At 42.7% G+C, this 14,693-nt stretch carries 11 protein-coding genes; 5 read left to right on the top strand and 6 right to left on the bottom strand.

Annotated elements, in window-relative coordinates:
- Nucleotides 1-510: 510 nt before the first annotated feature.
- The 3 genes from ACM0OR_RS21835 to btpA all read right to left on the bottom strand — a co-directional run bounded on the left by ACM0OR_RS21835 (nucleotide 511) and on the right by btpA (nucleotide 4,887).
- Nucleotides 511-2,805: a CHASE2 domain-containing protein gene (locus ACM0OR_RS21835; RefSeq protein ID WP_414578721.1), complete on the bottom strand. Its 2,295-nt coding sequence runs from the start codon at nucleotides 2,803-2,805 to the stop codon at nucleotides 511-513.
- A 145-nt stretch (nucleotides 2,806-2,950) separates the two neighbouring features.
- Nucleotides 2,951-3,946, bottom strand: a complete 996-nt coding sequence (locus tag ACM0OR_RS21830) for a vitamin K epoxide reductase family protein (RefSeq protein ID WP_414578720.1) — start codon at nucleotides 3,944-3,946, stop codon at nucleotides 2,951-2,953.
- Between the two features lie 86 nt (nucleotides 3,947-4,032).
- Nucleotides 4,033-4,887, bottom strand: a complete 855-nt coding sequence (gene btpA, locus ACM0OR_RS21825) for a photosystem I biogenesis protein BtpA (protein WP_414578734.1) — start codon at nucleotides 4,885-4,887, stop codon at nucleotides 4,033-4,035.
- 733 nt (nucleotides 4,888-5,620) lie between these two features.
- Between btpA and rimO the strand changes: the two genes are divergently transcribed.
- The 3 genes from rimO to ACM0OR_RS21810 all read left to right on the top strand — a co-directional run bounded on the left by rimO (nucleotide 5,621) and on the right by ACM0OR_RS21810 (nucleotide 9,031).
- The gene (rimO, locus tag ACM0OR_RS21820) at nucleotides 5,621-6,937 is read left to right on the top strand and encodes a 30S ribosomal protein S12 methylthiotransferase RimO (protein WP_190706174.1); all 1,317 of its coding nucleotides are present in this window, start codon (nucleotides 5,621-5,623) and stop codon (nucleotides 6,935-6,937) included.
- Nucleotides 6,938-7,132: 195 nt separating this feature from the next.
- Nucleotides 7,133-8,671, top strand: coding sequence for a DEAD/DEAH box helicase (locus tag ACM0OR_RS21815; protein ID WP_323267927.1), 1,539 nt, complete (start codon nucleotides 7,133-7,135; stop codon nucleotides 8,669-8,671).
- 156 nt (nucleotides 8,672-8,827) lie between these two features.
- Nucleotides 8,828-9,031, top strand: coding sequence for a Uma2 family endonuclease (locus ACM0OR_RS21810; RefSeq protein ID WP_414578719.1), 204 nt, complete (start codon nucleotides 8,828-8,830; stop codon nucleotides 9,029-9,031).
- 100 nt (nucleotides 9,032-9,131) lie between these two features.
- Here ACM0OR_RS21810 and ACM0OR_RS21805 read toward each other — a convergent pair whose 3' ends face one another.
- Nucleotides 9,132-10,079, bottom strand: a complete 948-nt coding sequence (locus ACM0OR_RS21805; RefSeq protein ID WP_414578718.1) for an aldo/keto reductase — start codon at nucleotides 10,077-10,079, stop codon at nucleotides 9,132-9,134.
- Nucleotides 10,080-10,244: 165 nt separating this feature from the next.
- Here ACM0OR_RS21805 and ACM0OR_RS21800 point away from each other — a divergent pair, with 165 nt between their 5' ends.
- Both ACM0OR_RS21800 and ACM0OR_RS21795 read left to right on the top strand, forming a co-directional pair.
- Complete coding sequence (locus ACM0OR_RS21800; RefSeq protein ID WP_414578717.1) at nucleotides 10,245-11,672, top strand: BCD family MFS transporter; 1,428 nt, start codon at nucleotides 10,245-10,247, stop codon at nucleotides 11,670-11,672.
- A 24-nt stretch (nucleotides 11,673-11,696) separates the two neighbouring features.
- Nucleotides 11,697-12,503, top strand: coding sequence for an inositol monophosphatase family protein (locus ACM0OR_RS21795; RefSeq protein WP_414578716.1), 807 nt, complete (start codon nucleotides 11,697-11,699; stop codon nucleotides 12,501-12,503).
- A gap of 79 nt (nucleotides 12,504-12,582) precedes the next feature.
- Here the strand turns inward: ACM0OR_RS21795 and ACM0OR_RS21790 are convergent, their stop codons facing one another.
- Both ACM0OR_RS21790 and ACM0OR_RS21785 read right to left on the bottom strand, forming a co-directional pair.
- Complete coding sequence (locus ACM0OR_RS21790; RefSeq protein WP_414578715.1) at nucleotides 12,583-14,040, bottom strand: mechanosensitive ion channel domain-containing protein; 1,458 nt, start codon at nucleotides 14,038-14,040, stop codon at nucleotides 12,583-12,585.
- A gap of 4 nt (nucleotides 14,041-14,044) precedes the next feature.
- On the bottom strand, nucleotides 14,045-14,693 hold a 649-nt coding region (locus ACM0OR_RS21785), incomplete at its 5' end, for a globin family protein (RefSeq protein WP_414578714.1).

Genomic DNA, 14,693 nt, shown 5'->3' with positions numbered 1-14,693 from the left:
ACCACTTAATTGACAAGTATCTAGTAAAAAGGGTAGCCGAAATACGGATTTTGGTCTTCAAACAAGCTTGACAATTAAGGAATACAACTGAAAGCCAGTAGTTTACATCACTCTAAAGTTAGAAGTAAAACTCAGCCTAAAGTTATATATGTTCATTAAGTACCACAAAAGAATTATCTCTGCCATATTTATTTAATAAAATCTTAACATTTCCATGTGTAAATACTCACTTAAATAAGTATTTAATCTGTAAAATCACTGAAGAAATTTGATCTACTGATAGTAGATTTATATAAGAATTTGGTGAATATAGATAGTAAATTAGCTCTTATGTAAATTTTTCATGAATTTTTATCGATCAAACTTAAAGAAAGTTCAAGAATAAATGAATCATGAGTCATTAATGAACTGGGCATAGGGTAATTCGATTGTGGATTGATAAAGCCTTCATCCACTAAGCACCGGCTAAACGCCGCGCTACCGCTAACACAACTTAGCACTCCCTTACCCCTAAAAAAATTCATAGCGATTTTTCCCCAGATTCTTCGCGCGATACATAGCAGCATCTGCTTGTTTCAGTAATGTATCAGCATCTTGACCAGTTATAGGGTAAATACTGATGCCAATACTAGCCGAAACTTTAGTAGTATATCCCGCTAAAACAATTGGTTCAGAGATACTAGCTAAAATTTTCTCTGCGACTTTATCTGCTACTTGCTCATTAGGTATAGCTCGTAAAAGCACTGTAAACTCATCGCCACCTAAGCGAGAAACAGTATCACTAGCACGTAGGGAATTGCTTAATCGCTGACCAATAGTTACCAACAAGCGATCGCCGATTTCATGGCCTAGGGTATCGTTAACTTGCTTAAAACCATCCAGGTCAAGAAACAGTATCCCCAGTAATAGATGATTATTGTGCGCCCAGTCAATGGATTCTTGCAGTTGTTCAGCGAAAAATTTACGATTAGGTAGCCCGGTCAGAGAGTCATGATAGGCTAAATGACGCAAACGGTCTTCTTTAAGTTTGAGTTCACTATTAGAGCGAAACAACTCAGCCGCAGTCCGCCGGAGTTCATCTTCCATCAATTTGCGCTGCGTGATATCTCGAATCACCCCTACTAAAAAGAAGTTTCCAGCTGCATCTTTATGAAGCGATCGCTTAGTTGCAATTAAATGAGTTTTCCCATAAGCATCAGTAAATTCTTCTTCATTTTCCTGGGGTAGCTGTGTCAATAAAACTAACTCATCTTGCTCGCGGAAAACATCAGCTTCATGTTTAGGGAAAAAATCAACATCCGACTGATCAATCAGCACGCTATCAGGATGACCAATAAATTCACAATAAGCTTGATTTAACACAATCCATTGACGTTGTTCATTTTTCACAAAAATGGGGTCAGCGATCGTATTGATTACTTGCTGTAAAAACTCTCTAGAGCGTTTCAACTCTTCCTGCATATGAGCCAAATGATAAGTTATCCAGATGACTGAACCACTAAATGTCAGTAGTGGCGGAATCAGTGGTATCCACCAACCAGACAAGAAAGCTAGATATGCACCAATGATCAGCACCAAACAAGAAAGTATCACACTGACAGCACTTTTCATGTAAGTGAAATACAAAATTACACTACCCGCATTTTTGCTAATAGGAAGATTGCGGATTGGTGTACTCCATTGTTCTACAAATTTATGTAAAAATCTAGGTAAAGGTCGCCAGATTCGCCATTTAGTTGCAGTTCCGATATAAGACCAAGCAAAAATCCACAAATATTCCCAAAACTCTGGCCAAACTTTTAATAATGGTCTTCCGTCTAAAGCTGCTGAGATTAATTGATCCACAAAATAGGCTTGCAATACAATCCCAGGTACAGGCTTTGCTCCTGTCATCAGCCCACTAGAATAGGGAATAAATACAACCTCCTGAAGACTAGAAGCAGTAGAGCCAATTAAAACAATCCGATCCTTAATCAAGTTAGTTGGAACTCGATCCGCTAACACATCCCCCATACTAACTTGGCGATAACCACAGCTTTTTTCCGGCGTATTGTTACAACCAGGTTTAGGAAAATTAGACAAAATTTGATAGCCTTTGGCATCAGCTCTCACATAAGCACCGTCATTCTCTTGAAAGCGGTTAAATACTTTCTTCCCTAACTGTAAAAACTTGGGGTTACTAGCTGCACCTTGGGGAATAATACCCTCTGATTTTAAATACAACAGAGCTAGTTTTAAAGCAAAGCTTTCATGTAAATTATTGCCAATATGCCAATACAATAAACTCCGACGGACTTTGCCATCAGGGTCATACAGTATATTGTTAAAGCCTACTTGTTGGCGATTTAAATCTGCTGGAGGTAAAACGGTTTGTTTACCGTTAGGTGATAGCAGTTCAATACCAATCAAATTGGGCATTGATTTATATGCTGCAACTAGAGCTGCATGACCATTTTTTATAGGCACATCCCGATAGATATCTAAACCAATAGCACGGGGTTGATGAGCTTGTAGTTTTTGCAATAATTCAGCAATCACAACATCTGGAATGGGGAATCCTTCACGTAAAGAAGCTTCATCAATCGTGACTATCGTAATTCGATGATTGGGTGGCTCATGTGGACGTAACTGAAAAAATTGATCCAATACTGCTAACTCTAAGGATTGTAACAATCCTAAGTAGCGTAAAGATAAGACTAAAATGACAACGCCAGAAGTAATAATTAATTCTTTATTGACTCTACTAAGCGATGCTTTTAGCCCCAAAATTAATTTTACGAGACGCTTGCTGAGTTTCTGGCTCATTCCCATTACCCACTGAACAATTCAAAATTCAAAATTCAAAATTCAAGACATTAAAACCTATAATTTACGATAATTCAGAACCCCGATTTCTTTTAGAAATCGGGGTTCTTGGCTCTCACAAATAATTTAGATTGAGTAGGCAATATTATCTAAAGTATTTGAAGTTACTCAGACCTGTATAACCTGTCACCTTGGCTAGTTCTGAGAGGTCTTGGACTCCACTATAGGGTTTACCGTTGATAATCCAAGTAGGGAAGCCTGTTATCTGTGCAGCTTTACACAATTCAGGTTTACTATTAGGGCTATCAGCAGCGCATTCTACCTTGACCTGATTCTCTTCGAGGATATCGTAAGCCTCTTTGCCAAACAACTGTTTTTGGTCATGGCAGTGAGGACACCAATAAGCTACATACTCTTTAGCACCTACCTGAACTAAGTGGCGTGCTAAGGCAATTTCTGCCTCACCAGAAGTAGTAGTGATTTCCCAACCGAATTTAGGGTCAGGATTGCTCTGGGGAACGAAGGGGGCAAGTCTTCCAGGCGGTACACTAACTTGACCATTTGGGGTTTTGGGATTGGGATTGATATCTTGATAAATAATCAAAGTACCAATTAGTGTCACCATCCCGACAATCAGTGCAGTCAACAAGATTTGCCCGATGTCCTCCCAGGTACGACCAATAATAGTCACTACTAAAAGACTGAGGGAGAACAAAGCCGAGGTAATGCAATAAGGACAAACAGCTTTTAGTTGAAACGCTAGTACATACATTAAGTAGCCACTAAAAACAGACATGGCGATCGCGCCTACCAACAGTAGCCACCACGTCAAGTTTTCTAGTTGTTTGGGGCCTTTATTTTCGTCTGTTTTTAAAACCACAGGTGCTAAAGCCAAAACCAGCATACCGATGTAGGCTAAAAGCCCAAATAAGGCGAGTGGTTGGCCGAAAACTGTCCCCCAAGGGCTAGCAAGTACATCATTGCAACCCTTAGCACCAGCTTCGGCTACACAAGCAGCACTACCTCCAGTTAACTTTTCGATAGTTAAATAGCCAGTATTCAAAGCACCAAGTCCAGCGATCGCGGCAATTATTATCCGTGACCACTTATGAATCCAGGGAGTAGAACGGCGGCGAATCATAAACTGTGAATGGGGATTGGGGACTGGGGATTGGGGATTGGGGACTGGGGACTGGGAACAATTACTTACTTCCTACTCCCTACTCCCTAAGAATGTAACTTTACTTGTTTTGCTGATTTGCTGTCACTGTCACTTTTGGAGTTCCAACTCCGATGGGCAGCTTCCACAAATTGACTGACGCGAATAGGGTCAATTGGTTGCTCAATCCGACCTTGGCGTTTTAATGAGCTAGAAATAATTACACCATTAGCGGCCTGCAACAGTGTAGCAACATTTTCCCAGTTCGCTCCACTGCCAATAAATACTGGCGTGCCATTGGCTGCACCACAAGCGAGTTCTAAATCTTCTTGGTTTGGGGGACTACCAGTAGCCCAACCCGATAAAATCACCGCATCTGCCAAACCGCGCTCAATGGTGTCTTTGACGGCAACAGTGAGATTGGGGGAACTCAGGGGACGGGCGTGTTTTACTAAAACATCCGCCAGAATTTTGACATCAGTACCTAATTCTCGACGATAGCGGAGTAATTGATGGGCTTCCCCCTCAATTAATCCTTGATCAGTAGCCATTACCCCTGTTAAAACATTCACACGGATAAATTGCGCCCCTACACAACTAGCGATCGCCATTGCACTATGACCATCGTTTCGCAAAACATTAATACCTACAGGCAACATCACCAAATTCTGGATGCGCTGCACTACTATAGTCATGGCACTCACAACGGCTGGATCGACATGATTTTTAGTGAACGGTGCATCAAAAAAATTTTCTACAATAATACTGTCAACTCCGCCACTAGCCAGAGCCGTTGCTTCTTGTTCGGCGCGGTCAATCACTGCCTTGAGGCTACCTCCCCAACGAGGTGAAGTCGGGAGGGGTAGCAAGTGTACTACGCCAATAATTGGTGTTCGGGTTTTAAATAGCTGATCTAAGTCCACGTCTTTTAGTATTGTGAGGGCATCAGGTATTGGGAATGGGGCATCGGGCATTGGGCATCGGGCATTTACTTGCTCTTCTCTGCTTCCTTGTCTCTCTTCCAAATATTCTTTAATATTGAATTTTGAATTGATTCGTCCCCAATCCCTTCTTATCATTTAAGTCTGTTTTATTTTGGTTGTTTTACTGCCTCCACCTGAAGATAGAATTTAGCGTAAAACTCACCATAAGATATGTTAAGATAAAACCTGGCTACAAGAGGAGTTTGCCACTCACAACACGCAAGGCAGCTTTCCTTGGTTTAGGCACTTTGCTTACGCATCGTCGTTGGCATAGCCTGGACATTAGGGCAGCATTACTGCTTCATTGGGCGTAGTCGCAAGTGCGATTTCCCTGAGGGTAGCGACTTCTCACAAACAGCCCTTTGGGCGGCTTCCCGATGGGTAAATTAACAACGCACACGCTGCGGTAGTATAAAATACCAACAGGCGATTTGTTAAAAAAGATTACAAGTGTCAAATGTACCCAAAGACACTTAATTTTTACCTGGGAAACAAACTAATAAAAACATCATAACATGACCTGAACATAACTAAGGTCATAGGTTTGAGGCGGTTACTGACAGTGGAAACACCCCACCGGAGTAATGTAACTGCTAGGGTGCGAACCACAAAGAGTAGAATTACTGCTGTTTGTGTTTGACAACAAGCAAAAACCGGAAAATTTTTTCAAAATATGGGTGAAAAGCCAACAATAGCAATTTCTCACTTGGGTTGTGAGAAAAATAGAATTGATACAGAACATATGTTAGGGCTGCTGGTAGAAGCAGGATATGGTGTAGATGCAAATGAAGAGTTAGCAGATTACGTTATAGTCAATACTTGTAGTTTTATTGAAGCAGCTAGGGAAGAATCTGTTAAAACATTAGTAGAACTCGCAGAAGCAAACAAAAAAATAGTAATTACAGGCTGTATGGCCCAGCATTTCCAAGGACAATTGTTGGAGGAATTGCCGGAAGCCGTCGCTGTAGTTGGCACTGGAGATTATCATCAAATCGTCAATGTCATTGAAAGGGTAGAGCAAGGAGAGCGGGTTAAACAGGTTAGTGCCGAACCAACTTACATTGCGGACGAAACAACACCGCGCTACCGCACTACCACCGAAGGAGTTGCTTACCTGCGAGTCGCAGAAGGGTGTGATTACCGTTGTGCATTTTGTATTATTCCCCATCTGCGCGGTAACCAGCGATCGCGTACCATAGAATCAATAGTTGCTGAAGCCCAGCAACTAGCCTCTCAAGGGGTGCAAGAGATCATTCTCATTTCCCAAATCACCACTAACTACGGGTTAGATATTTACGGTAAGCCCAAATTAGCACAATTGCTGCGGGCGTTGGGGAAAGTGGATGTACCGTGGATTAGGATGCACTATGCCTATCCCACTGGGCTAACCCCAGATGTCATAGCGGCAATTCAAGAGACACCTAACGTCTTACCTTACTTGGATTTGCCCCTGCAACATTCTCATCCAGAGATTTTGCGGGCTATGAACCGTCCCTGGCAAGGGCGAGTGAATGATGAAATTATCACTTGCCTGAAAACAGCCGTACCAGGTGCAGTGTTGCGGACAACATTAATAGTAGGCTTCCCTGGAGAGACAGAAGCGCATTTTGAGCATCTACTTGAGTTTGTGCAACGGCATGAATTTGACCATGTGGGAGTCTTTACCTTTTCAGCAGAAGAGGGAACAGCCGCATACACACTACCCAATCAACTGCCACAAGCTGTCATGGACGAACGTCGCGATCGCATTATGGCCATCCAGCAGCCCATATCTTGGCAAAAAAATCAGCAGGAAGTCGGCAAAATCGTTGAAGTCCTGATTGAGCAAGAAAACCCTGAAAGTGGGAAATTAATCGGCCGTTCTGGCAGATTTTCCCCAGAAGTTGATGGACAAGTCTACGTTGGTGGCGAGGCCAAGTTAGGAACTATCGTACCCGTCCAGATTCACGGCGCAGATGAGTACGATTTGTTTGGTCAAGTTGTCGCATAAGACAGGTGACAGGTGACAGGTGATAGGTGACAGAAGGGAAAAAGGTTAAAAGATTTATTCTTTACCCAGTCCCCAGCTTTTCAATAAGTGGATTTTAGATGATTCAATCCAAAATCTAAAATTCCCAGTCCCCAGTCCCCTAATAAAGTTTCAATTTACAAATTTCAAAGTAAAAAACACAATCGAGGAGATTTGATGAATCTTTCTTTTCAAGAACTAGGCATTTCACAAGAACGCGTTGAACACTTAGAAAAACTTGGTTTTACCGAACCTACCAACATTCAAGCGCAAGCTATTCCCCAACTGTTGTCGGGTAGAGATGTAGTAGGTCAATCACAAACGGGTACAGGCAAAACAGCTGCCTTTTCCCTGCCAATGCTAGAGCGGATTGATGTTCAGCAAAGAGGTGTGCAAGCCGTAGTTTTAACTCCTACCCGCGAGTTAGCCATTCAAGTTCACGATGCTGTGTCCCAATTTGTTGGTCATAGTGGCTTGCGGGTGTTAGCAATTTATGGTGGTCAATCAATTGATCGCCAAATTATGCAACTCAAGCGTGGTGTTCATGTAGTTGTCGGTACTCCCGGACGAGTCATTGACTTACTAGAACGGGGTAATCTGAAACTTGATCAAGTCAAGTGGTTTGTATTAGATGAAGCCGATGAAATGTTGAGCATGGGCTTTATCGATGATGTTGAGAGAATTCTCTCCCAAGCCCCTCAAGAACGCCAAACTGCTCTATTTTCAGCTACCATGCCACCATCTATTCGGATGTTGGTCAACAAGTTTTTGCGATCGCCTGTGACTGTCACAGTTGAGCAACCAAAAGCCACCCCCAACAAAATCAATCAGGTAGCTTATCTCATTCCTCGTCACTGGACAAAAGCCAAAGCATTACAGCCAATTCTGGAAATGGAAGACCCAGAAACCGCTTTAATCTTTGTCCGCACCAGACGCACCGCCGCCGAACTCACCAGTCTACTGCAAGCGGCTGGTCACAGTGTCGATGAATATCACGGCGATTTATCCCAACAAGCACGGGAGAGATTACTCAATCGTTTCCGTAATCGTCAGGTACGCTGGGTAGTAGCCACCGACATTGCTGCACGGGGTTTAGATGTCGATCAACTGTCCCATGTAATCAACTTTGACCTTCCCGATAGCGTTGAAACCTACGTTCACCGCATTGGACGGACAGGTCGCGCCGGGAAAGAAGGTACAGCAATCACCCTAGTACAACCCTTTGAGCGTCGCAAACAGCAAATCTTTGAACGCCATGTGCGGCAAAATTGGCAATTGCTTTCCATTCCCACACGGGCGCAAATCGAAGCACGCCACATCATGAAATTGCAAGGGCAAGTCAGAGAAGCTTTGGCTGGTGAACGTTTAGCTTCATTCTTGCCAATTATCAGCGAACTGATTGAACAATACGACGCACAGGCGATCGCAGCTGCGGCACTACAAATCGCTTACGATCAAACTCGTCCCGCGTGGTTAAGTTCGGATGTCGAAATTCCCGAAGAAACGACATCATCTCCCAAACCCAAACTCAGCAAGCGGCGTGAATTTTCTGGTGACAGAAACCGTTCTAACTGGAACAGATCCGATAACAATAACGGTGACGAAGACAGACGTGGAAGTTCCAAGCCAAAACTACGCTCAGGTCGTCGTGAGCCTTCAGTTTCCTCTGGTAATCAAAAGTTAGGCTCATCCGCAACTAGAGAATCAGCTTCATAGAGTGCGGAGTGCTGAGTATGATTTTGTCTACTCGGAACTCATAACTAATTGTTTTTATCAGCTTGTAGGAACATAGATAGTGATGCAATATTTCTAGTCTGATGTTCGCAATCTCATTCCTTAGAGCAGCTACAAGCTGAACATCCAGAATGGCAGATGGAACTAGTGGACGGTAATATCCTGGTTAGAGAACCATCGGATTATGCTTCAAAAAAAATAGATGCTGAGTTAATTCGATTACTTAGCAACTGGGTACGTCCGCGTAAACTTGGACGAGTAACTAGTTCGAGTGTTGGTTTTATTCTGCCTGAACTGGAAACAAAAAACGGTAATAAAGTTGAATGGGTGCTAAGTAGATGAGCAAAAATATTTACAGTCATTAAAAGCGTCCGCGTCTCCGAGACACGAACGCTTTTAATGACATAAATAATCTAAATCTAAAATTCTTCGTCCCCAGTTCCTATCTCCAAGGACGACTGACTTTTTCCAATTCCTGAACTTCATCGTCGCTTAACTTCCAACCTAACGCGCCAGCATTTTGTTGTACTTGTTCGGCAGTTTTTACCCCAGCAATAGGAATAACATTACCCTGAGCAATTAACCAATTTAAGGCAACTTGGGCTGGAGTGCGATCGCGTTTCTCCCCTAAGCTGCGTAATAAAGAAATCACTGGTGCGATTTTTTGCATTCCTTCCTGGCTAAATCTGGGATCTAATCTTCTTGCACCGCTAAGATTAGCAGAACTTTCAGGCGTATATTTCCCTGTAAGCAATCCCTGAGCTAAAGGACTATATGCCAAAATTGTTACACCCAACTCACGGGCAGTTGCCAAGATCCCTTCGCTTTCAATTTGGCGACTTAGTAAAGAATAGCGTACTTGGTTAACCGCTAATGGTATTCCTTTAGCTGCTAATATTTGATGAGCTTCGCGCATTTGTGCGGCGGAGTAATTACTAACACCAACCGCCGCAATTCTACCCCGCTTCACTTCATCGGCTAAGGTGTTCAACAAAGTTTCTTGACTTAAAAAGAAGGCAAAAGGCCAATGTACTTGATACAGGGCAATACTTTCTAATTGCAGGCGGTTCAGACTGTCTGTTAACGCATCAGTAACAGATTGTCCTGAAAATCGCCAAGGTAGGGGGCCAAATTTCGTGGCAATTTGTACTGGCTGCTGTGTTTGCTGAAGAAATTGTCCTAAAAATTTTTCTGATAGTCCTAGTCCGTAAACTTCTGCGGTATCAAAAAAGGTCACACCAGCTTCTAAAGCGGCGGTAAATGCTGCTTGTAACTGTTCTTGTCCGTAGTCGTCGCCATAATTCCAAAACAGTTTATCACCCCAAGCCCAAGTGCCAATGCAAAGGGGGGTGACAGATGGGCCATTTTTCCCCAATGTGATTGTTTCCACGATAGTAAATTTTAGTTTGTTTACATTTCTTTACTTTCTTAGTGTAGCTTTAGCATCATCGAGAAGTTGCCCTAAACTGCATGAAAATTGACAGATTGGGGATGGGCAGGGTTTATCTTAAGTTAAAGAACGACTAAATCCTGTAGTGTTTTCAGTGAATTATCAATGGCAACCAGCAATTTTGAGTCAATAAAACCTGAGTCTGTTAAGAGAGTGAATCTCTTCACTATGTTTCGCCTTGGCCTATTTCAAATGGGGTTGGCGATGATGTCTATTTTGACTCTGGGTGTACTAAACAGAGTCATGATTCAAGAAATAGCAATTCCGGCGACGTTAGTGGCGTTGGTATTAGCATTACCTGCATTTGTCTCTCCTTCGCGGATTTGGTTTGGTCAGATTTCCGATGCCAAGCCTTTGTGGGGTTATCACCGTACAGTTTATGTTTGGATAGGTGCAGCAATATTTGCGATCGCGGCTTTTTTAGCTGTACAAGTAATGTGGCAGTTAAATAGTGTAGCCAATGATTCTAGTGGCTGGGTGTGGACAACGGCTACTATTGGCTGGACAGCAGTTTTAGGGTTAGTTTTTGCCGTCTACGGTCTAGCAATTTGCGCTAGTGGTACGGCTTTTGCGGCTTTATTGGTGGATATCTCCGAGGAAGATAACCGTTCTAAAGTGGTGGGTGTAGTCTGGTCAATGTTGATGCTGGGGATTATTGTCGGGGCAATTATTAGTTCTAGTTTGCTCAAACAATTAACACCAGAAGCCAATATACTGACTTTACAGGCAGCAATTAACAGACTGTTTGTGATTGTGCCGGCGATTGTCTTTGGGTTGTCGTTTGTCGCTACCTGGGGTGTAGAAAAAAAGTATTCTTTCTACGCTAGCCGTTCTAGTCTCAGCAACCGGGAAGACAGCATCACCTTGGGTGCAGCGTGGAAGATTTTAACAGCTAGTCCCCAAACAGGGTTGTTTTTCACCTTTTTATTGGTGATGACATTTTCCTTGTTCATGCAAGACCCAATTCTCGAACCTTTTGCGGGTCAAGTGTTTAAAATGCCCTTGGCTGAAAGTACCAAACTCAACGTTTTTTATGGTACAGGTCTGTTAATTGCCTACGGAGTCACAGGCTTTCTGATTGTACCGCGCTTGGGTAAACGCAGAACTGCACGCTTGGGCTGTGTTTTAGTCGCATTTGCAGCGTTATTGTTGGGTGCGTCGGGATTTTCGGCTAATCCTGCCTTTTTGAAGTTTGCTTTAGTTTTATTTGGGTTAGCGACTGGGTTTTTAACGACAGCTGCAATTAGCTTGATGCTGGATCTCACAGTTGCGGAAAGCGCAGGTACATTTATTGGTGCTTGGGGATTAGCACAGTCCGTTTCTAGGGGACTAGCAGTAGTTGCAGGTGGTGCAGTTTTAGATTTAGGCCGGAATCTGCTACCAACATTAGAATTAGCCTATGGATTAGTATTTGCTTTGGAAGCTTTAGGTATGGTGCTGTCGATTTGGTTTCTCAATCGGGTAAACGTGACAGAATTTCAAACCAATACCAAGCAAGCGATCGCTTCTGTATTAGAAAGTGATTTAGACTAAAACGGCTTTGGTGAGAATTTATCAATGAATGATTTTTGGACGACAGTTCTCGATTTCGCCCAAACCACTACTACCAGGGTGGGAAAGCGACTCATGGAAGATTATGGTCAGGTGCAAGCTTTACAAAAAGCTGATGGTAGCTTGGTAACACAAGCCGACAAATGGGCTGATCAAGAAATTCGGGATGCGATCGCTTCTACTTTCTCTGGTTATGGAATCTTGAGTGAAGAAAGCGATCAGATTTTTCCTGGTACAGAATGGTGCTGGGTAATTGATCCTTTAGATGGAACAACCAACTTTACACGGGGTATTCCTATCTGGTCAATTTCTTTGGGTTTGTTATATCGAGGTACACCAATTTTTGGTTATGTCTATGTCCCACCTCTGAATCAAGCCTTTCACGGATTTTGGTCAGGTGATTCTGGTTTAAATACACCATCGGGAGCATTTCTTAATCATCACCCCATCCATACCAGTATTGATGCTCCCAGTAGTAATCATTTCTTTAATCTCTGTTCTCGCAGCTTGGCTGTGGTGCAACAAGGCTTTCCCTGCAAAATTCGGATGCTGGGTGTAGCTAGCTATAACTTCCTCACCGTTGCAGCTGGGGCAACTTTAGGCGGTGTAGAAGCAACACCCAAGGTATGGGACATAGCAGGAGCTTGGGTGATTGTGCAAGCGGCTGGCGGTAGTTGGATATCCCTGGATTCACAGCCATTTCCTTTGGTATCAGCAGAAGATTATAGCGATCGCTCTTTTCCTACCCTTGTTGTCAGTCGCTCGGAATTAGTGCCATTTTTTACCCCCTTTACTCAAAAGATGGAAATCTAACAAGTTTTTCCAGCTTTTTGCTCAAGAAAGGTAGGGGGCAGAAAAAATACTGCTCTGTACCTTTCTTCAATCAACTAGTTCAAAAAGTTTTGACTATTCCTTTAACTAATTTAATAGCCTGATCTCGCTCTTCAATTAAGCGGTTGATTTCTAAGGCAAACTTAGCACTGTGTTCCGCTAGGTAAATGATAACCTCAGTCGGAATCGCGATCGCCTGCAAATCTTGAACCACCGTCACAGTGACTAAGCTCCTTTGTCCCGCTAATAGTGACATTTCACCGAAACAATCCCCACCTGACAAACGAAATACTTCTTGATCTTCCCCTTGAGAATTTTTTACCGAGAGGCAAACACATCCATCCCAAACAATAAAAAATCCTTTGTCGATATTTCCCGCTTTGATAATACATTCACCTATGCCGTATTCTTCCACAATGGCATGACGAGCAAGTTTATTGATAGTGCTAGGGTCGAGAAATGCCAGATAAGGCAGTGCTTCCAAGTATTCTAATACTCTTTCCTGTGGAACTTCACTTTTTAACAAAGCTTGATCAACAGAATATTCCATTTGAGTCGGCAGAGGAATTGTTAACTTGTGACGCTTGGCAGCGTAGTAGATTATTTTTAACAAATCGCCTCTGATATCATCTTTCTTGGGATAATTATTGATGTAGATTTTTATCTCGTAATTGATGAAAAAATCCCCATATTCTTTGATGCGAACATTAGGTTCTGGATCGGCAATAATCCCTGGAGTTTCTAATGCAGCTTTTTTAATAATTTCTATAACATGATTAGGTAAATCATTATAAGAAAATTTAACAAAAACCCTTTCTGCATGGATGGGATTGAGTAAGGTGTAGTTTTCAAATGTTGTTTTCCCTAGTTCTCCATTTGGGATCACAATGATGTCTCTATTGCGGGTTTTCAGGCGAACAGCCCGCCAATTCATCTCGATTACTTCTCCTTCAAAATTTGTGCCTGAACGTGGCGAAATTTTTATCCAATCTCCTTCTTCAAAGGGTCTTTCCAAAAGTAACAGAAAACCTGAAACTAAGTTGCTTAAAGTATCTTGCAAAGCTAACGCCACTACTAAAGAACCAACCCCAAGAGCAGTTGTAATTTGTGCTAAGTCAATTTTCCAAATATTAGCCAGGATATGCACCCCGATAAGCAATACAACAGATGCTCGTGCTAACAAAAAATAGAGATTTGGTACTCTAATTTGCCAAGCTTTAGGTTTTTTGCGGGGTGTCAGGGTAGTGTTTAAAAAAGATAGTCCAGTGTAGATAATTGCCACCCAAAATAAAGTTTCGCCTATACGCACGAAGTTTCCTGAAGGTGCGAGAGTGAGAATCTGACGCATCACTAGCCAGGCAGTTAGAAAGGGCAAAACTAGATTCCGCAGATGTTGCAGCGTTTCTACGAAGGGTATATTCTGCCGTTGTAATCTCTCAATTACTTCGTTGAGTGCGATCGCCACTACAGGGACTCCCAACATCAGAGCAATTCCCCAAGTTAATATGTCTTGGCGCATGATCCTAAACCCCAATATTTTGATGCTCTACCTGAGCCGCAGCATCTTTCATAATTTCACTCAAAAATTTATAGGCTTCTTCCCAGGCTCGCCGGACTTGGGGAGTAAATGCTTCGCCTAAACCTTGCTCTAGCGTCCAGAGTAAAGCTTCCCCCACAAGATCATAATATTCCTCCTTCACTCCGTAACCTGCGTGTCTTTTACCCAGTTCTTGCACAGCTTTAATCACTGCTGCTGGGTTACGTAATCCTTCAACAGCGATCGCTAGTGTACTCATCAGCTTACGTTGTTGCTCTTCCATATTTCCTTTAAATAAAGGTCGCAAAGAGGGACTTAATTCAAATAGTCGCTGATAAAATAGTTCGGCAACGGTAGCTGCTATTGGCTGAACTTTTGCAAAGGATGATTGTACCAGGTCTACTTTACTCATTGATACCCTAGTGGCAGCAACCAAAATCCATGTATCCACTTCGCCAATCATATCAATCTGCATTCGTCGATATTGCACCAAAGTGTAAGAGTCTGCCACCCACTCATAGGCAGCACGAGTCATCACAATGCTATTGAGTTCCGCTTGAGTGTACAAGCGCATGACTAATTGACATCCTCCCACCACTGATTCGGAGTACCGAATGCAGTGGGGGATTCCAAGA

The organism is Anabaena sp. CCY 9402-a (assembly GCF_963920945.1).
GTDB lineage: Bacteria > Cyanobacteriota > Cyanobacteriia > Cyanobacteriales > Nostocaceae > Trichormus > Trichormus minutissimus.
Note: the sequence above shows the minus strand (reverse complement) of the source record. Positions and strands in the feature narration are given on the sequence as shown.